Genomic DNA, 17326 nt, shown 5'->3' on the forward strand with positions numbered 1-17326 from the left:
GTTAAATTGACCGGTCTGGCGCGCGCACTTATAGTAACTCCCAACAAAATCATTGACGTTGGGCAGGCCATGGAACAGTCCGAAGTACAGGCATTAGCGGACAAGCTGGACAAGCTGATTGAGCGCTGCGAAAAGCTGGAGAAAGACAACGCCCTGCTGAGGGATTTGCAGGACGACTGGAACCGGGAACGGGCCCAGCTGATGCACAAGAACGATCTTGCCAAAAACAAGATTGAAGCCATGATCGGGCGCCTACGGGCACTGGAGCACCATTGATGTCACAGTCATCCACCACGGTCGAAGTCCGAATTCTCGACAAGGAATATCTGGTTGCCTGCCCGCAGGAAGAACAGGAAGCCCTGCTCAAGGCCGCCCGGCACCTGGATACCAAAATGCGGGAAATCCGCTCTACCGGCAAAGTATTCGGCACCGAGCGCATTGCGGTGATGGCCGCCCTGAACATCACTCATGAATTACTCGAGCGGGACACCATGTCGGACGCCACCAGCAGTCTCCTGAAAGCCATGGACAACCGGCTTGACAAGGCACTGGGCGAGCCCTCAGGCAACTAAACCGGAATCTTTGGCCGAAGCACTTGCAATCGGCCCCGCCCATGGGCCTATAATGGGCTCAACTTCCTGGGCTGTTCGCTGGTCGGGTACGTCCTCGAGCCGATACGCAATACCCAGGTGGCTACTCCAGGGCATTGTGAGCATGTCCCCCAAGGGGGAAAGCCTAATATGTCACAGCGGCCACCGACCTTGAACTTCTGGGTTCAAGGGCTACATCCGATAACGGCAGCCCGGGAAGCTTTATCTCAGACGCTCTATCCTAAGAGGCTTTTTACACTTACAGTCGAGCATTCCGCACACCACCCGTTTTCCCTTCAACATTCGTCTGACACGCAACCTCAGGCGCTCGCACAGGATAGCCCGGTTAGTTAGGCTGGACGAGTACCCCGGCACAACCCTAGTGCGAGGAGAACACCTTTAGCTCTCCTGATTTCCGTTATATGACATCTCGCCTATCAGTTTCAGACTGCGGGAGCCTTCACTACCGGAAGGTAAAAAGCGAGCTGAAAGCCCATCATAAGCGCGCTAACAACAGCAAGATAGGACAGATCACCAAGTCGCCGTCGAGCGATCGGCATATAGCGAAACCGGATATAAACATAGGCCAGCATAAAAAACGCGAATAGAACGGAAATCCAGGGTTGTACCAGAAAGTCGAGGAGATTCGACCCCATAAGCGGAGCCTCGGAACCATATATTCCATCACTCATTTCCTGAAAGCCACCACGCCCAAACGGTACTGTTAACAATGCAAAAGAAAGAACCGCAGCAGCGCAACGTGACAAGAAAAGTAAAACCCGCCCAATAAGGCGGGTTAGAGGAAAAGCACCGTTCATATAGCACCAGGCTCCGCCATCATTGACTTATCAATCTGGCACGACCACGAGCCCGTGTTTCGGCCAGTTGCCCTCCTGTCATTCTGATACCCTTCCGGTTTAGAACCTCTTGGGATCTTCCATCTCCATCAATGAGTAAAATGGTTACGTCCGCCTTTCCGGAACCCAGAAAAGTACCACTAACCTCAATATCTATTGTTTTTCCAGACATGTTGGTTAACGAAAACGACTGAAACTCTTCTGGTGAAAGCTTTATCGGTGGCGTCTTGATGGATCCATAAACAATCGTGGAGTTATCTCCGCCAACAGAAAGATATTCTGCAATACCATACGTTCGCAGCGGCTTACCTGGGGCAGAATTGATCTGTATGTACGATGCGGAAATTGCGTTGATGCCAAAGCCGGTTCTGGGAATACCGACACCCAATCCATCGAGTTTGATGATTGCTTCCATGAATCTCTCCTTTTCATCCTTGCCGGAGTCTTACTCGAATGATTCCGGTTGTCAAGAATCAGGAATTATAACGAACGCCAATAAGCGAACACCATCAAGGTTATGGTAATCTGAGTGAAAGCCACCATTTACCCCTGCTATTGAACTGCACAACTTCATGAAAACGTGCTAATAATCGAAACCCGAATAACTTTCTGTTTTTAATTATCAGACCTAAAATCTCTTGAACTTCTGGGTTCAAGGGCTACATCCAATAACGGCAGCCCGGGAAGCTTTATTTTGACTCAGTTTCAGTCACCGAAACCGTTTGATCCACACCCGAACAGTCTCTCTCGCAGCAAACTCCGGCGACACCTGCGTCAACAGCGTCGTTCGCTGTCATTCGAGCAACAGCAGCAGGCTGCAGAGAATCTTGCCCGGAATCTGCTGAAACATCCCGGTCTGCACCGGGCCCGCCACATCGGCATCTATCTGGCCAACGATGGCGAAATCGACCCGGCACTCTACATTGATCTGGGGCGGCGTAAGGGCCTGCATTTTTACCTACCGATTCTGCACCCGATCTATCCGGGCAAGCTGGTTTTCAGCCCCTATTACGAGGGGGTTGAACTGACCGCAAACCGGTTCGGCATTCCCGAACCGTCGTTCCCAAAGTCGCGACAAAGGCCCGCCTGGGCCTTGGATGCCGTGCTCTTTCCATTGGTCGGCTTTGATGATTCCGGGGGAAGGCTCGGAATGGGGGGAGGGTTTTACGACCGGACCTTTGCCTTCAGCCGGCTGCGCCCGGGGCTGTCGCCAAAATTGATCGGGCTGGCGCACCAATTACAGAAGGTCGAAAAGCTTCCCATTGAGCCCTGGGATGTGCCCTTGCATGGCGTGGTGACAGACCAGCAATGCTACCGGTTCGGACCGCGATCGGCGGTCTGAACAAAACCCACGGCAGGCGCCTGCAAACTGGCTCGCTTGTCTTCCGGTGCCTGAGCAGAGGTAAAACCGGTAATAACCAGGCCCACCGCAAAAATCAGTACGATGGCACGGATAATGTCAGGCTTGCTGCCCATGTTGCGAATTCCTAAATTTCTCGGGACGATTTGGCTGGAAAATCAGACGGCTATTCTTGACTCCAAGAATTAGACGAAAGACTAACACGTAACTTCAATTTTACAATTTTTGACAGGTTACCGTTGCGTAAGATTTTCACGCGGGCAGGAGTCTGACAGGAAATTCGCGCCCCGGGCGGCAGAGCACCGCCGGAGCACAACACAGAAACTTACTTCGAACAGCCGTTTCCGGCCCCCAAGAACAGGCGATAGGCCTCGTTGTCGGTCATGTTGTCGTACCGAAAACCCACCTTGTCGAGCATCTTCTCGAAATCGGCGGTTTCCTCTGGCTCCACCTGAGCGCCGAGCAGCACCCGGCTATAAGCGGCACCGTGGTTGCGATAATGGAACAGAGAAATATTCCAGCGAGTGCCCAGGGACATCAAGAACTTCAGCAAGGCCCCCGGGCGCTCCGGAAACTCAAACTGATAGATCACCTCATTGCTCACCGAAGGCGCGTGCCCACCCACCATATGCCGGATATGCTGCTTGGCCAGGTCGCTGTCGGTGAGATCGATCACCGAATACCCGGACTCCCTCAGTTCCTGAACCAGCTCATCACGGCCATGGCCACCCGCCTGAATCTGGATACCAACAAAAATCACCGCCTCGCGCTCGTCCGCGTAGCGGTAGTTGAATTCGGTGATGCTGCGTTTATGCAGAGCATTGATAAAGCTCTTGAACGCCCCGGGCTTCTCCGGAATGGTCACCGCCAGAATGGCCTCCCGGCGCTCCCCGATTTCGGTGCGCTCGGAAATGTACCTGAGCCGATCAAAGTTCATATTGGCACCACTGAGCACGCCCGCCAGGTTCTCGCCCTCAATCTGCTCACGCTGGATGTACTTTTTCATACCGGCCACCGACAGGGCGCCTGCCGGTTCGGCAATCGAACGGGTATCCTCGAAAACATCCTTGATCGCGGCACAGATTTCATCGGTGGAGACCGTGATCACCTCATCCACATTATCCTTGCAGATCTCCCAGGGCTCCTCGCCAATCTGACGAACCGCTACGCCGTCCGCAAAAATGCCCACTTCATCCAGCACCACCCGTTCACCGGCCGCTAACGCGGCCTGCAGACAGTTGGAGTCCGCAGGCTCCACACCAATCACTTTGATCTCCGGGCGCAGGTACTTGATGTAGGCTGCCATACCGGCAATCAGCCCGCCGCCGCCCACCGGGATAAACACTGCGTGCAGAGGCTGGGAAAACTGCCACATCAGCTCCATGGCGACGGTGCCCTGGCCGGCAATCACATCCGGATCGTCGTAAGGCGGGATGTAGGTGTAGCCGTGTTTCTTGATCAGCTCCTGAGCGTGGGCCGCAGCTTCGTCGAAGGCATCGCCCTTCAGCACCACTTTGGCACCCCGGTCACGGACGGATTTCACTTTAATGTCCGGCGTGGTCTGAGGCATCACAATCACCGCCTTGATCCCCAGTTTTTTCGCCGACATGGCCACACCCTGAGCGTGATTACCCGCCGAGGCACAGATCACGCCTTTGGCCTTCTGCTCTTCCGACAACTGGGCCAGCCGGTTGTAGGCGCCGCGAATCTTGAAGGAAAACACCGGCTGAAGGTCTTCGCGCTTGAGCATAATATGGTTGTCAAAGCGCTTGGAGAGACTACGGGCTTCAGTCAGGGGTGTTTCGAGGGCCACGTCGTAGACGCGCGCATCGAGTATCTTCTTGATATAGCGTTGCGGCATGATGGTTCCGGTTACAGGTCAATGATCGGGGAAAACCGACAGTTTAGGAAGTTTGGCCGCGTGTCGTCTATAAGCAGACTTGCTGCAGGCGTATAATAGCGGGCAAATTCCCATTTTCAGAGCTGGAGCCACCGCCATGACCCAGGACGAACTCAAACAAGCCGTTGCCAAAGCCGCCGTCGACCACATTGCCCCGCACCTTGATCGCGACAGCATTGTCGGCGTGGGCACCGGCAGCACCGCCAATTTCTTTATCGATTACCTGGCGCAACACCGCAACGACTTCGATGGCGCCGTGGCCAGCTCCGAAGCCACTGCGGAGCGACTGAAAAAGCATGGCATTACGGTTTACGACCTCAACGCGGTGAACGAAATCGAGTTCTATGTGGATGGCGCCGATGAGACCAACGAACGCTTGGAACTGATCAAGGGCGGCGGCGGCGCACTGACCCGTGAAAAAATCGTCGCGGCTGTGGCCAAAACCTTTCTCTGCATTGCCGATGGCTCGAAAAAGGTCGAGATCCTCGGCGACTTCCCGCTGCCTGTGGAAGTAATCCCCATGGCTCGCAGCCACGTTGGCCGTGAAATCGTCAAACTCGGTGGAGACCCTGTGTACCGGGACGGTTTTGTTACCGACAACGGCAATATCATCATCGACATCCACAATATGGACATCTCTCGCCCGATCCTGGTGGAAGAAAAGCTGAACAACATCGTGGGCGTGGTCACCAACGGCCTGTTCGCGCACCGCCCCGCCGACCTGTTGTTTCTGGGAACCGCCGAGGGTGTTCAGAGCATTGCCCGCCCGGGTGTCTGATAACCCGGGCGCCTGGCGCCCGATCCAAAGCAGCCGACCAAGGTTTAGTTTCGATCGGGCCCAGACTTCCGTATAATTGCGCTCACTTTTTCACCGCAGTCAAACGAACCCTTGGTATCAGGAAGGAACTCACATGCAATTCGACAACATCCCGGCGGGCAAGAACCCACCAGAGGACATTTACGTTGCCATCGAAATCCCGGCCAACAGCTCACCGGTAAAGTACGAACTGGATAAAGACATGGGCGCTCTGTTGGTCGATCGCTTTATGGCGACCCCGATGTTCTACCCGGCGAACTACGGGTTCATCCCCCATACCCTGGCCGACGATGGCGACCCGCTGGACGTACTGGTGGTAACCCCCTACCCGATTCAGGCAGGCTCGGTGATTCGCTGCCGCCCGGTGGGTGTTCTAAACATGGAAGACGAAGCCGGTGGTGACGCCAAGCTGGTTGCCGTGCCCCACGACAAGCTGACCACCACCTACCAAAATGTAAAGGAAATCAGCGATCTGCCAGAACTGCTGCGCAACCAGATCCAGCACTTCTTCGAGAACTACAAAACCCTCGAGCCGGGCAAGTGGGTAAAAGTTCAAGGCTGGGACAACGCTGCGGCTGCCAAGAAAGCCATCGTAGACTCTATCAAAGCCTACCAGGGCTGATCTCATCTCGAACAGCAAAAAGCCGGGCAACATCGCCCGGCTTTTTTGTATTCAGCTTAACCGCACCCCCCATTCAAGAGTTACCCACGGGATAGTAGATCCCGCATGTCACTGATCGCGGCATTGGCCCGGGACAGATAAGCGGCCATGGTCAGGGAGTGGTTGGCCAGCACACCAAAGCCGCTGCCATTGAGAATCACCGGGCTCCACATGGACGCCTGGGTACCCTCCAGTTCGATAATAATCTGCTTCACACTGGCCATGGCGTTTTTGTCCTGCAGCACCTTGCGGAAGTCCACTTCCACCGCCCGGAAAATGTGCAACAACGCCCAGGCACTGCCGCGGGCCTCGTAGAACACATCATCGATCTTGGTCCAGGGAGTTTTTACATCTTCGCCCTCGGTATCTTCCGCCAGTGGATCGTCCGGATCGAGGTTCGCCACCGCGTCAGAAACCGAGGCCTTGCCCACGCTTTCACTGAGAGTGCGAGACAAACTGCCTAACCGGGTCTCGAGATCGGCCAGCCAGTTATTCAGATTATCGGCACGGGCGAAAAACTGGGCGTCGGCCTGGGCCGGATCCGACAAGCGGTTGAGGTATCGCTTCAAGGCATTGATACCACGCCGGTATTCGTTCTCCGTAGAAGGTATCGCCCAGCTGCCACTGTCGAAATGAAACTGCGGCTCGGCAATGGTCAGGTCGCGATCTTCGGCAGACTGGCTCTGGGAGCGACTGATGTCTTTACGCATGGCACGGGAGAGATCCCGTAACTGCACCAGAGCGCCGTATTCCCAGTTCGGCATGTTATCCAGCCACAGGCCCGGCAGTAACAGATCGTTGGAAATATACCCGCCGGGCTTGTCCAGCAGGGTTTCAGCAATCCGGATCATGGTCGCGGTGGTGGCAAAGCCGGTGACCGGTTCACGGTTCATCGTGCTGGCCAGGGTGCGGGTATGATCCCTCACCGAAAAAGTGTCCGGCTCGCTGCTCCAGTAAATCCCCAGAACCATCGCCACCAGCAGATAGACCAACAGCAAGCCGAGAATGAATTTACCAATCACACCACTGCCACCGGTGTAATCCTGTATATCGTCCTTTTTGTCCCTGAAAAACTGCCTGATCCTGCCCGACATAAGACTCCCGATCTCCTGTTATTTACTGGTCTGCGGCAAATGGCCTGCCCAGATGGTATCCCATGGCGCCATCAATACCCAACTTGCAGAGTACCGAATATTCGGCGGCGGTTTCGACACCCGTTGCATAAACCTTCACGCCCCGGCTGTGGGCGATGCCAACCACCGACTCAAGCCAGAACCGGTTTTCTTCATGACTGTCAACATCGCGAACAAAGCTGTGATCAATGCGCACTGCACTCAGGGGTAATCGCCGCAGGTAACTGAAAGCTACGCCCCCCACACCGAAACGATCCACAACAACCGGCACATTGCGGCGGAACAACTCCCGGATCAGCCCCCCCACTTCTTTCCGGTGATGATGAATGGCAATCTCGGGGATGCCCACCCAAAGCCGTTCCACATCCCGTCCGGCACCCGCCAGCATACCCAGCAACCGGCCACGGAACTCATCATCGGCAATAGATGCACCACTGAGTGAAATCGCCAGGCTCTCGGCTGGGTTTTCGCCAAGGTGTACCAGCACCCGCTCAACCAGCATACGATCAATATCGGGCATCATCCCCAGGCGCTCTGCCATAGGCACGAACAGCCCGGCTTTCAGAGCGCCCTCGTCCGTATTGATTCGGGAGAAAACCTGATAGTGCAGCAGGCCTTTGCCTTCCCCCTGCACCATCGGCTGTACCCAGAGCGACAAATTGTCTTCACGAATCGCTTGGCTGATGATGGTGCGCCAGACCTCAACATTATGATGATTGCCAGGCGTTTGCTCGGGCATCAGGCTACAGGAGTGCTCCTTCTGCTGCGCCTGGCGCAAGGCCTCATCCGCTGCTGCCAGCACATCCCGGATCCCCGTTCCCGGCAAAGCGACAGCAAGGCCCGCATGCACCCGGGTCTCTAGCGGCGACGCGACTTCCGCGTAGAGCCCGTGCAGCGTCTGCACCAGCTCATCCGCCCAGATTCCGACATCGGCACCGGACGCTCCCGGCACAAAGATGGCAAATTCTGCACCGGTACGGCGGCCGGCAATTGACTCGGGGTGCCGGGTAACAAATTGCTGAATCTGGCCCGCCATTAGCCGAAGCAACTGGTCACCCTCTTCACGACTGCGTTCCGCATTGAAGCTGGCAAAGTTGGCCAGCTGGACAAGAATCAATACGCCAGCCGCGGACTTTTCTTCCGACTCCACTTCCACCTTGACCCGCTGATCAAACGCAGCCCGGCTTGCCAGGCCGGTCACCGGATCTTCATTGTTCACTTTCCGCAGGTGCTGGATCAGCTTACCCTGTCCCTCAAACAACTGACCAAGATCATCTGCCATCTGATTCATCGCTTCAGACACCCGGTTCAGTTCCCGGGTCGACCGCGTCTGCACACGGGTACGGAAATCCCGCTGGCCAATTGCACGGGCCTGGGCTTCTACCTCCCGCAATGGTCTGAGTGCCCGGGTAAGCAACAAATACAGAATCGTCAGGCCCGCCCCGCCGGTGGCCAGCGAAGCAGCCAGCAATCCCAGTGTGATCTGCCAGAGATCGTCATAGGCACGCCCGGGGTGGCCAACAACCCTGACTTTTCCCAAACGGCTCCAACCACGAACCACTTCCGCCTCTGCTACCGGCAGCGGCAGTTCGGCCAGGGCCACAAACCACTCCGGAGCGCGGCTGGGCCGGAGTGGTTCACTGCGCACAGCAACAGGCTCGCCGTCGTGGCCCAGATACTCAACAGACAGATAATTACCGCTGTCATATACCGCGTCCACCAGCGACGCCGAAGCTACCGGGTCTGAGCCGTCAATGGCGTTGGAAAGGGAAAGCCCCGCCGCCGTTGCCCCATCCCTGGCATGGGCGGCCAGCTGGTCGGACACATAATCGCGAAAGTGCCCGTAACTGGCAGCAAGCGCGGCCAACAGGGAGATCACCAGCAGACCACCGGAAAACAGCAGCAGAACGGTTTGCAGGCTGACTTCACCCCGCATCCGATGACCTTGAATACCCATCACCTGTGACCAACACCTCAGAGTTGACAAACATTTACATAGTGCAACCTACGCCCACAACATTAAACACTATAGACTCTACCCAAGAAGCATGATGCCTCTGTATAACTCACTTATGGCAAACTTTCGCATCGAGCCGGTGCGATTCTATTTCAGACAGGCGGCAGGAACATGAGCGACGACAGCCAGAAGGAAAAACTCAGGCAGCATTTTGCCCGGCGCGTCACCACACAGGCCCGGGTGGTTCTTGACCTCGGTCAGAAACTCCGCGAACACCCGGAACAATTCCCGGCACACGCTGGCGAGCTGACAAGCGCAACCGACAAATTGGTGCGCTACGCGCGGCGCTTTGAAATGACCCGGCACACCGAAGCCGGCGAGCATTTACTGGCCCTGCTAAAGGGCAACACCGGATCTGCGGAAGACCAACTCCGGGCTCTGGAAGATGCGCTGGAAGATTTGCGGCTATCCACTCAGCGCCGAACCGATGAAGGTGCCTCGGACGCGCCGCAACAATATCGCCGGACCCCGATTTACATTGCTCTGCCAAACGAGGAGCTGGCCACGCGGCTGATACGGCAGCTCGAATTTTTTGGCTTTCGTGCATCGGCATTCAATACGCCCGCCGAACTGATTGAAGCCTGCTCACTGAACAAGCCTGAAACCATACTGATTGATGTAACTTTCTCCGGGCAGGACAACGGCGGTATCGCCGCCATTGAACAGTTGCAGGTGCAGCACGAAACCCCCATTCCGATTATTTTTGTCAGCGAAGACGATGGCACTATTGAAACCCGGTTACGTGCATCCCGCTGCGGTGGAGAAGAGTTCTTCTATCCCGCTGTCGATCCCGGGCAATTGATTGAAAAAATTGAAACCTATACCCACAGCAATACGGTAGAACCCTACAAGGTGCTGGTACTGGATGATTCCCGGGCACAGGCCAAGTACATGGAAACCGTGCTGAAAAAAGCGGGAATGACCGCCCACATCATCACCGACCCGATGCAGATCATTAATGCGCTGGAAGAATTCTCACCCGAGATCATCATTCTCGACATGTACATGCCCGGCTGCACCGGCATGGAGATTGCCCGGGTGATCCGCCAGCAAGACCGCTTTCACAGCGTCCCCATTATTTACTTGTCAGCCGAGGAAGACGTCAGCAAACAACTCCATGCCATGAGCCTGGGCGGCGACGACTTCCTTACCAAACCGATCGACCCCAAACACCTGATCGCCACCCTGCACAACCGAGGCCGGCGTGCCCGTTCCTTGCTGGCACTGATGATCCGGGACAGCCTCACCGGCCTGTTTAATCACACCCACACTCTGCACCTGCTGGAGCAGGAAATTGTACGGGCACGACAGAAAGACCAGCCGATGTGCTTCGCCATGATCGACATCGACTATTTCAAAAAGGTGAACGACACCTTCGGCCACCCCATCGGCGACCGGATTCTGCGCAGTCTGTCCATGTTCCTGAAACAGCGCCTGCGCAAAACCGACCATATTGGCCGGTATGGCGGGGAAGAGTTTGCTGTCATTTTGCCGAACACCCGCCCCGGCGATGCCCGCAACGTGCTCAACGAAATTCGCGGCCGCTTTGCAGAGCTTGCCCAGCAGGCGGGCGATCGCGAGTTTAACGTTACCTTCAGTTGCGGCATTGCTGCCTGGCAGGGCGATAGCGCACAGGCCTTGTGCGAGAGGGCCGACAGGGCACTCTATACCTCCAAGGAACAGGGCCGGAACTGCATCACTCTGGCATCCGCCTGAGTGTCTTCGGGCGGCCACGCTGCGGTCGCCAACACACCTCCCATGAAACCAATGTCGAATAGCCGCAGGCAGAATACTGCCTGACAATGATTCACAAGTGCCATCAACGAAATGTCATCGCACGAATGCAGGTTGGCGTGTAATCTTTCGGAAACAAACATAAACGGCTTGATTGTCAAAAAGTATTGATCCGGAAAAGACAAGCACGCACCATTGGAGGAACGTGCGCCATCTTCGGCGATCCTGTTCAATCTTCAATAAGGCAGAGCGAAACCGTGTCGACCATTCTTGTGCTTCATGGCCCTAACCTCAATATGCTCGGAACCCGGGAACCCGGGGTCTACGGCCACGAAACACTGGCCGATATCGACGACCGCTTGCGCAGCAAGGCCGCAGATCAAGGCCATCATTTGCTGCACCTGCAGTCGAATGCCGAATACGAGCTGATTGAGCGGATTCATGAAGCCAGGGCCGAAGGCGTGGATTACATCCTGTTCAATCCCGCCGCGTTCACCCACACCAGCGTTGCCCTTCGGGATGCCATGCTGGCGTCGGAGATACCCTTTATTGAAGTGCACCTCTCCAATGTTCACGCGCGCGAGGCTTTTCGTCATCACTCGTATTTTTCAGATATAGCCGAAGGTGTTATCTGCGGGCTGGGCAGCCAGGGCTATGATCTTGCCCTGGAAGCTGCCTTTCAACGAATTCAATGACCGAACATAAAAACGGGACTGGAACAGTTATGGATATTCGCAAAATCAAGAAACTGATTGAGCTGCTCGAGGAATCCGACGTCGAAGAGCTGGAAATTCAGGAGGGCGACGATTCGGTGCGCATCTCCCGCCGCCGTGAACCGGCCGCCGGAGGCCACTACGTCAGCCACTACGCTGCGCCTGCTCCCCAGGCCGCCGCACCTGCTCCGGCTCCGGCAGCAGAAGCCGCTCCGGCAGCTCCGGCACCGGCCGTTCCGGCGGGCCACTCGGTAAAATCACCGATGGTAGGCACCTTCTACCGCGCCCCCTCCCCGACCGCGACACCGTTCGTGGAAGTTGGCCAGAAAGTCAACGTGGGCGACGTCATCTGCATTGTTGAAGCCATGAAGATGATGAACCAGATCGAGGCCGACAAGGCCGGAACCGTCACCGAAATTCTGGTCGAAAACGGCCAGCCGGTGGAGTTCGACCAGCCTCTGGTTGCCATTTCCTGAACGCGGTGATTGCTTATCATGGCCATGTTAGAAAAAGTTCTGATCGCAAACCGTGGCGAAATCGCCTTGCGGATCTTGCGCGCCTGCAAAGAGCTAGGCATCAAAACGGTGGCGGTTCACTCTCAGGTTGACCGGGATCTGATGCACGTTCGTCTTGCCGACGAAACCGTGTGCATCGGCCCCAACAGCCCGACCGAGAGCTACCTGAACATTCCCACCATCATCAGTGCGGCGGAAGTCACCGACTCGGTAGGCATCCACCCGGGTTACGGCTTTCTGGCGGAAAACGCCGATTTTGCCGAACAGGTCGAGAAAAGCGGCTTCCGCTTCATTGGCCCCCGCGCCGAGACCATTCGCCTGATGGGCAACAAAGTCTCTGCCATCGAGGCCATGAAAAAAGCTGGCGTACCCACAGTGCCAGGCTCCGACGGCCCGCTGACCGATGATGACGAACGCACCCTGAAGATCGCCCGCAAGATCGGATATCCGGTCATGATCAAGGCGGCCTCCGGCGGTGGCGGCCGGGGAATGCAGGTGGTGCATTCGGAAGCGGCCCTGCTGAAAGCCATCCAGATTACCCAGACCGAAGCCAACAATGCGTTTGGCGACCCGACGGTATACCTGGAAAAATTCCTCGAAACCCCACGCCATGTTGAAGTCCAGGTTTTGGCCGACATGCACGGCAATGTGATCCATCTGGGCGACCGGGACTGCTCGTTGCAGCGCCGCAACCAGAAAGTGATCGAGGAAGCCCCGGCCCCGAACATCAACCCGGAGTCCCGGGAGCGCACCCTCAAGGCCTGCGTGGATGCCTGCAAGGAAATCGGCTACGTGGGTGCTGGCACCTTCGAATTTCTGTACCAGGACGACGAGTTTTATTTCATCGAAATGAACACCCGGGTTCAGGTGGAGCATCCGGTGTCGGAAATGGTGACTGGCGTGGACATTGTGCGTGAACAGCTGCGCATCGCCAGCGGCCTGCCACTGAGCTATACCCAGGACGACATCCGTATCTCCGGCCATGCCATGGAGTGTCGGATCAACGCTGAAGATCCGCAAACCTTCATTCCGAGCCCCGGCAAGGTCAAGCACTTCCACGCACCGGGCGGCAACGGTGTGCGGGTCGATTCGCACCTGTACAGTGGCTATTCGGTTCCGCCCTACTACGATTCCCTGGTGGCCAAACTGATCACCTGGGGCGCCGACCGGAACACGGCACGCCGGCGTATGAAGATCGCACTGGACGAAATGCTGGTCGAGGGCATCAAGACAAACCAACCCCTGCACAGAAAACTGGTACGCGATGGTGGCTTTAAACAGGTAGACTTCACCATCCACTACCTTGAGAAACTGATGCGGGATTAACCATGCCCTGGATACAACTCCAGATTCCAGCTGATCCGGATACTGCGGATCAGCTGGAGGATCTGCTTATGGAAATGGGCGCCGATGCCGTTTCCATGGAAGACGCTGCCGACCAGCCCCTGTACGAGCCCGACCCGGGCACCACTCCGCTCTGGAGCCAGACCACCGTTACCGGCCTATTCCAGTCTGACCGCAATACCGAACAACTCTGTGCCGATATCCGCGACGCCTGGCACCAGCAAACCCAGCAGGAACTGCAAGACATTCTTGTTACCCTGGTGGAAGACAAGGACTGGGAGCGGGCCTGGATGGACGACTTCCATCCTCTGCAGTTTGGTCAGCGCCTGTGGATTGTGCCCAGCTGGCACCAACCGCCCGACCCGGACGCCGCCAACCTGATGCTGGATCCGGGCCTGGCGTTCGGTACCGGCACTCACCCAACCACCGCACTGTGCCTGGAATGGCTTGACGGCCAGGAATGCGAAGGCAAACAGGTCATCGATTATGGCTGTGGCTCCGGCATTCTCGGCCTGGCTGCTCTGCTGCTGGGTGCCGATCACGTGATTGGCGTAGACACCGATCCCCAGGCACTGGAAGCCAGCCGGGATAACGCCCGGCGTAACGGCGTTGACGACCCGCGCCTGGATCTGTACCTGCCAGGCCTGGATCCGGATACCAAAGCCGACATCATGCTGGCCAACATTCTGGCCCAGCCTCTGATCGGGCTGGCATCACGCCTGGCGGATCTCACCCGCCCCGGCGGCGATCTGGTGCTTTCCGGCATCCTGTTCAACCAGGCAAGAGAGGTGATGGAAGCCTACGAACCCTGGTTTGTGATGGATGAGCCAGAACAGAAAGAAGACTGGATACGGCTCACAGGGCGGCGCCGGGACAGATGACGGGGCAATCGTTTATGTCTAAACTGCCTCCTGCACAATGACCGACCCAGCTCAAGCTTTCAGGAACGAAGCATGACCAGAAGCAGCCTGCAAACCCAATGCCCCAGTTGCGAAACCCGCTTCAGGGTCACTGAAGAACAGCTCAGTATCGCCAAGGGCAAGGTTCGCTGTGGCAACTGCATGAAGATCTTCAATGCCGTTGACCACGAGGTTGCTTCGGCAAAGCCCGCTGACAGCCCGGCGAATCATCCCCGGCCCGACGACAGTACCAATGCTGGCCAGTTCGATGACGACGAAGAGCTGATATTCGCCGATAACCCGGAAGAAGATGCCTCCGAAGGCCGCTATGCCGGTAACAAGCTGACATTCTCTGATGACGAGCTCAGCGACAGCTTTCGTGGCATCGACGAAACCGAAGGCGACAGCGACCAGGAAGAGGCCCTGAAACCGGAGAAACAAGGCGTTGACGAAAGCTGGGCAGAGGCCATGCTTCGGGATGACGACCCTGCCCCGGCCTCCGGGGCTCGGACGGCGCAAGATGTGCCGGAAACGAAAGAGCCCCGGCAACCGGAGCCGACACCAGCAACGACGGCGGAACCTCCGGCAACATCAGAGAAAGCTCCTGAACCTGCAGCCCTTGCGGTAGAGCGTGGGCAGCCCGAGCACTTCAGTCTCGACATAGAGCAGGATCGGGTTGGCAATCCTCCGGTAGGGTCCGGCAAAGAATCTTCGAGGCCCCCTGTCAGCGACAATCTCTATCACGACCTCAGGCGGGATCCGATTGCGGCCAGGGCCGGTAATGGCCGCTTCCGGACATTCATCTGGAGCCTGATTGTCCTTGCCCTTCTGGCCGTCGTGGTGGCCCAGGTCACCTGGTTTCAGGTTGACCGGCTGTCTGCTATTCCCCAGTTACGACCATTCTACGAGCAAGGCTGCGAACTGCTAGGCTGCGAACTCAAACCCCTGATTAACCTGGAGGCCATTGAGAGCCGCAAACTGGTGGTGCGTACCGATCCGGAAAACCGCAACCAACTGATTGTCGATGCGGTTATTCTGAACCGGGCGGCCTTTGAACAGCCCTTCCCCGCCATTGCCCTGACGTTCTCCAACCTGAACGGCGATGTGGTCGCCCAGAGCACCTTTACCCCTCAGGAATACCTGGCTGGCGACGGCGCCAATCTGAACAGTATGCCGGTAGAAACACCGGTGCGGATTGCCATCAGGATTCGCGACCCCGGCCGCGATGCGGTGAACTACAACCTGAGCTTCCGCCCCTGGCAAAGACAATAACCCAGCCGGGCAGTTGACCGCGCAAAAGTCAACCAGACAGAGCGAAAAATAGTCAACTTTTTCGCCCTTTCGCCTCTTCAATCAGCTTGCCCCCGGCGGTATCATTACCGCCCTTCGGAGACCGGAGCGGTCATTAATTGCACAACCGCTCTGCCCGAACCTTGCTTAACCTGCTGTGACACGGACTCAGATCATGTTGCCGACGGCAAAAATCGGGCCGTACACTCTGCCCAACCCGTTAATTGTTGCACCCATGGCCGGTGTAACCGATCGCCCCTTTCGACTGCTTTGCCGAAAGATGGGGGCCGGGCTGGCGGTGTCGGAAATGGTCATAGCAGACAGCAAACTCTGGCATACGCGCAAATCCCGCACCCGCCTGAATCATGACGGAGAACCCGAGCCCCGGTCTGTCCAGATCGCCGGCGGTGATCCCGACATGCTGGCGGATGCCGCCCGACAAAACGCCGAATTCGGCGCGCAGATCATCGACATCAACATGGGGTGCCCGGCCAAAAAAGTGTGTAACAAGGCCGCCGGATCCGCCCTGATGAAAGATGAGCGCCTGGTCAGGGAGATCCTGGAAGCCGTGGTGAACGCCGTGGACATTCCGGTCACCCTGAAAATGCGTACCGGGTGGGACAGGGATAACCGCAACGCGCCTGTGATCGCCAGGATGGCCGAAGAGGCGGGCATTCAAGCCCTGGCCGTGCACGGCCGTACCCGCGCAGACAAATACAACGGCGACGCGGAATACGACACCATTGCCGAAGTGAAAGCCAGCGTCGGCATTCCGGTGTTTGCCAATGGCGACATCACCACACCGGAGAAAGCCCGGCAGGTACTCACCCACACCGGCGCCGATGGCCTGCTGATTGGCCGGGGCGCTCAGGGGCGCCCGTGGATTTTCCGGGAAATCCTGCACTATCTGGAAACCGGCGAACACCTGTCCGCCCCTCCTCTGGAGGAAGTGGAAGAGATTCTGACCGGTCACCTGACCGAGTTGCACAGTTTCTACGGTGAAACCATGGGTGTACGTATCGCCAGAAAACATGTGGGCTGGTATCTGCAGCCCCAGGATGACAGCAGACAGTTCCGCCAACGCTTCAACGCCATCGACAACGCGCTGGAGCAGAAAGACAGCATCGCACAGTATTTTGCAGGCTTACGAAATGGAGAGGTATTCGCAGCATGAGCGCTGAGACTTTGACAAACCAACCGCTGAACACCCCGGCAAACGACGATTTGCATCAATTGCACACCATCGGTAACAACGGTGGCAGCGTCACCTTGCGTGACAGCGTGGAAGTAGCGCTGACCAATTACTTCGAACAGCTCGACGGCGCCCCGGTGTCCGACGTGTACCAACTGGTACTGTCGGAAGTGGAAGCCCCGCTGCTGGAACAGGTAATGAAGTACACCCGCAACAACCAGACCAAGGCTTCCACCATGCTAGGCCTGAACCGCGGCACCCTGCGTAAAAAACTCAAGCAGTACGGTCTGCTATAATCGACTGA

At 56.9% G+C, this 17326-nt stretch carries 19 protein-coding genes and 1 other RNA gene; 14 read left to right on the forward strand and 6 right to left on the reverse strand.

What is annotated here, in order from left to right; all coding sequences use genetic code 11:
* Window positions 1–69 precede the first annotated feature (69 nt).
* From C7H09_RS08900 to ssrS, 3 genes are all read left to right on the forward strand, one after another.
* Window positions 70–276, forward strand: a complete 207-nt coding sequence (locus C7H09_RS08900; RefSeq protein WP_106762200.1) for a TIGR02449 family protein — start codon at window positions 70–72, stop codon at window positions 274–276.
* Window positions 276–572, forward strand: a complete 297-nt coding sequence (locus C7H09_RS08905) for a cell division protein ZapA (protein WP_106762201.1) — start codon at window positions 276–278, stop codon at window positions 570–572. The genes C7H09_RS08900 and C7H09_RS08905 overlap by 1 nt, the downstream gene beginning before the upstream one ends.
* Before the next feature lie 60 nt (window positions 573–632).
* Window positions 633–813, forward strand: a non-coding RNA gene (ssrS, locus tag C7H09_RS08910) — 6S RNA.
* A 220-nt stretch (window positions 814–1033) separates the two neighbouring features.
* Here the strand turns inward: ssrS and C7H09_RS08915 are convergent.
* Both C7H09_RS08915 and C7H09_RS08920 read right to left on the reverse strand, forming a co-directional pair.
* The gene (locus C7H09_RS08915; RefSeq protein WP_133166216.1) at window positions 1034–1408 is read right to left on the reverse strand and encodes a hypothetical protein; all 375 of its coding nucleotides are present in this window, start codon (window positions 1406–1408) and stop codon (window positions 1034–1036) included.
* A 19-nt stretch (window positions 1409–1427) separates the two neighbouring features.
* Window positions 1428–1862, reverse strand: a complete 435-nt coding sequence (locus tag C7H09_RS08920; RefSeq protein WP_106762203.1) for a hypothetical protein — start codon at window positions 1860–1862, stop codon at window positions 1428–1430.
* Between the two features lie 279 nt (window positions 1863–2141).
* On the opposite strand from C7H09_RS08920, the gene C7H09_RS08925 reads away from it, so the two are divergent.
* Complete coding sequence (locus C7H09_RS08925) at window positions 2142–2789, forward strand: 5-formyltetrahydrofolate cyclo-ligase (RefSeq protein ID WP_106762204.1); 648 nt, start codon at window positions 2142–2144, stop codon at window positions 2787–2789.
* Here the strand turns inward: C7H09_RS08925 and C7H09_RS19875 are convergent.
* Together C7H09_RS19875 and ilvA are read right to left on the reverse strand one after the other, a co-directional pair.
* Complete coding sequence (locus C7H09_RS19875) at window positions 2759–2923, reverse strand: hypothetical protein (protein ID WP_165794808.1); 165 nt, start codon at window positions 2921–2923, stop codon at window positions 2759–2761. The genes C7H09_RS08925 and C7H09_RS19875 overlap by 31 nt on opposite strands.
* Before the next feature lie 209 nt (window positions 2924–3132).
* Window positions 3133–4668 (reverse strand): threonine ammonia-lyase, biosynthetic, encoded by a 1536-nt coding sequence (gene ilvA, locus C7H09_RS08930; RefSeq protein WP_106762205.1) that lies wholly within the window; start codon window positions 4666–4668, stop codon window positions 3133–3135.
* A 136-nt stretch (window positions 4669–4804) separates the two neighbouring features.
* Between ilvA and rpiA the strand changes: the two genes are divergently transcribed.
* Window positions 4805–5485, forward strand: coding sequence for a ribose-5-phosphate isomerase RpiA (rpiA, locus tag C7H09_RS08935; protein WP_106762206.1), 681 nt, complete (start codon window positions 4805–4807; stop codon window positions 5483–5485).
* Between the two features lie 133 nt (window positions 5486–5618).
* Window positions 5619–6146, forward strand: coding sequence for an inorganic diphosphatase (ppa, locus tag C7H09_RS08940; protein ID WP_106762207.1), 528 nt, complete (start codon window positions 5619–5621; stop codon window positions 6144–6146).
* Between the two features lie 80 nt (window positions 6147–6226).
* On the opposite strand, the gene C7H09_RS08945 is transcribed toward ppa, so the two are convergent.
* Both C7H09_RS08945 and C7H09_RS08950 read right to left on the reverse strand, forming a co-directional pair.
* Complete coding sequence (locus tag C7H09_RS08945) at window positions 6227–7279, reverse strand: DUF2333 family protein (RefSeq protein ID WP_106762208.1); 1053 nt, start codon at window positions 7277–7279, stop codon at window positions 6227–6229.
* A 22-nt stretch (window positions 7280–7301) separates the two neighbouring features.
* Complete coding sequence (locus C7H09_RS08950; protein ID WP_106762209.1) at window positions 7302–9275, reverse strand: bifunctional diguanylate cyclase/phosphodiesterase; 1974 nt, start codon at window positions 9273–9275, stop codon at window positions 7302–7304.
* Between the two features lie 171 nt (window positions 9276–9446).
* Between C7H09_RS08950 and C7H09_RS08955 the strand changes: the two genes are divergently transcribed.
* From C7H09_RS08955 to fis, 8 genes are all read left to right on the forward strand, one after another.
* Window positions 9447–11051: a diguanylate cyclase gene (locus tag C7H09_RS08955; protein ID WP_106762210.1), complete on the forward strand. Its 1605-nt coding sequence runs from the start codon at window positions 9447–9449 to the stop codon at window positions 11049–11051.
* Window positions 11052–11326: 275 nt separating this feature from the next.
* The gene (aroQ, locus tag C7H09_RS08960) at window positions 11327–11764 is read left to right on the forward strand and encodes a type II 3-dehydroquinate dehydratase (RefSeq protein ID WP_106762211.1); all 438 of its coding nucleotides are present in this window, start codon (window positions 11327–11329) and stop codon (window positions 11762–11764) included.
* Between the two features lie 29 nt (window positions 11765–11793).
* Window positions 11794–12258 (forward strand): acetyl-CoA carboxylase biotin carboxyl carrier protein, encoded by a 465-nt coding sequence (gene accB / locus C7H09_RS08965; protein WP_106762212.1) that lies wholly within the window; start codon window positions 11794–11796, stop codon window positions 12256–12258.
* Between the two features lie 18 nt (window positions 12259–12276).
* Window positions 12277–13623: an acetyl-CoA carboxylase biotin carboxylase subunit gene (accC, locus tag C7H09_RS08970; RefSeq protein WP_106762213.1), complete on the forward strand. Its 1347-nt coding sequence runs from the start codon at window positions 12277–12279 to the stop codon at window positions 13621–13623.
* 2 nt (window positions 13624–13625) lie between these two features.
* Window positions 13626–14522, forward strand: coding sequence for a 50S ribosomal protein L11 methyltransferase (gene prmA / locus C7H09_RS08975; protein WP_106762214.1), 897 nt, complete (start codon window positions 13626–13628; stop codon window positions 14520–14522).
* Between the two features lie 72 nt (window positions 14523–14594).
* Window positions 14595–15812, forward strand: a complete 1218-nt coding sequence (locus tag C7H09_RS08980) for a DUF3426 domain-containing protein (protein WP_106762215.1) — start codon at window positions 14595–14597, stop codon at window positions 15810–15812.
* Between the two features lie 193 nt (window positions 15813–16005).
* Window positions 16006–17004: a tRNA dihydrouridine synthase DusB gene (dusB, locus tag C7H09_RS08985; RefSeq protein ID WP_106762216.1), complete on the forward strand. Its 999-nt coding sequence runs from the start codon at window positions 16006–16008 to the stop codon at window positions 17002–17004.
* Complete coding sequence (gene fis / locus C7H09_RS08990; protein ID WP_106762217.1) at window positions 17001–17318, forward strand: DNA-binding transcriptional regulator Fis; 318 nt, start codon at window positions 17001–17003, stop codon at window positions 17316–17318. Before dusB ends, fis begins: the two co-directional genes overlap by 4 nt.
* The last annotated feature ends 8 nt before the right edge of the window (window positions 17319–17326 follow it).

It is taken from the genome of Marinobacter fuscus, assembly GCF_003007675.1.
In the GTDB taxonomy this organism is placed as follows: domain Bacteria; phylum Pseudomonadota; class Gammaproteobacteria; order Pseudomonadales; family Oleiphilaceae; genus Marinobacter; species Marinobacter fuscus.

Excerpts from the sequence above, each read along its gene's own strand:
- C7H09_RS08900 (WP_106762200.1), top strand. The coding sequence starts at position 70 with ATGGAACAGTCCGAAGTACAGGCATTAGCGGACAAGCTGGACAAGCTG.
- C7H09_RS08980 (WP_106762215.1), top strand. The coding sequence starts at position 14,595 with ATGACCAGAAGCAGCCTGCAAACCCAATGCCCCAGTTGCGAAACCCGC.
- prmA (WP_106762214.1), top strand. The coding sequence starts at position 13,626 with ATGCCCTGGATACAACTCCAGATTCCAGCTGATCCGGATACTGCGGAT.
- rpiA (WP_106762206.1), top strand. The coding sequence starts at position 4,805 with ATGACCCAGGACGAACTCAAACAAGCCGTTGCCAAAGCCGCCGTCGAC.
- C7H09_RS08950 (WP_106762209.1), bottom strand. The coding sequence starts at position 9,275 with ATGGGTATTCAAGGTCATCGGATGCGGGGTGAAGTCAGCCTGCAAACC.
- dusB (WP_106762216.1), top strand. The coding sequence starts at position 16,006 with ATGTTGCCGACGGCAAAAATCGGGCCGTACACTCTGCCCAACCCGTTA.
- C7H09_RS19875 (WP_165794808.1), bottom strand. The coding sequence starts at position 2,923 with ATGGGCAGCAAGCCTGACATTATCCGTGCCATCGTACTGATTTTTGCG.
- fis (WP_106762217.1), top strand. The coding sequence starts at position 17,001 with ATGAGCGCTGAGACTTTGACAAACCAACCGCTGAACACCCCGGCAAAC.
- C7H09_RS08905 (WP_106762201.1), top strand. The coding sequence starts at position 276 with ATGTCACAGTCATCCACCACGGTCGAAGTCCGAATTCTCGACAAGGAA.
- C7H09_RS08955 (WP_106762210.1), top strand. The coding sequence starts at position 9,447 with ATGAGCGACGACAGCCAGAAGGAAAAACTCAGGCAGCATTTTGCCCGG.
- accC (WP_106762213.1), top strand. The coding sequence starts at position 12,277 with ATGGCCATGTTAGAAAAAGTTCTGATCGCAAACCGTGGCGAAATCGCC.
- ppa (WP_106762207.1), top strand. The coding sequence starts at position 5,619 with ATGCAATTCGACAACATCCCGGCGGGCAAGAACCCACCAGAGGACATT.
- ilvA (WP_106762205.1), bottom strand. The coding sequence starts at position 4,668 with ATGCCGCAACGCTATATCAAGAAGATACTCGATGCGCGCGTCTACGAC.
- C7H09_RS08915 (WP_133166216.1), bottom strand. The coding sequence starts at position 1,408 with ATGAACGGTGCTTTTCCTCTAACCCGCCTTATTGGGCGGGTTTTACTT.
- C7H09_RS08920 (WP_106762203.1), bottom strand. The coding sequence starts at position 1,862 with ATGGAAGCAATCATCAAACTCGATGGATTGGGTGTCGGTATTCCCAGA.
- accB (WP_106762212.1), top strand. The coding sequence starts at position 11,794 with ATGGATATTCGCAAAATCAAGAAACTGATTGAGCTGCTCGAGGAATCC.
- C7H09_RS08945 (WP_106762208.1), bottom strand. The coding sequence starts at position 7,279 with ATGTCGGGCAGGATCAGGCAGTTTTTCAGGGACAAAAAGGACGATATA.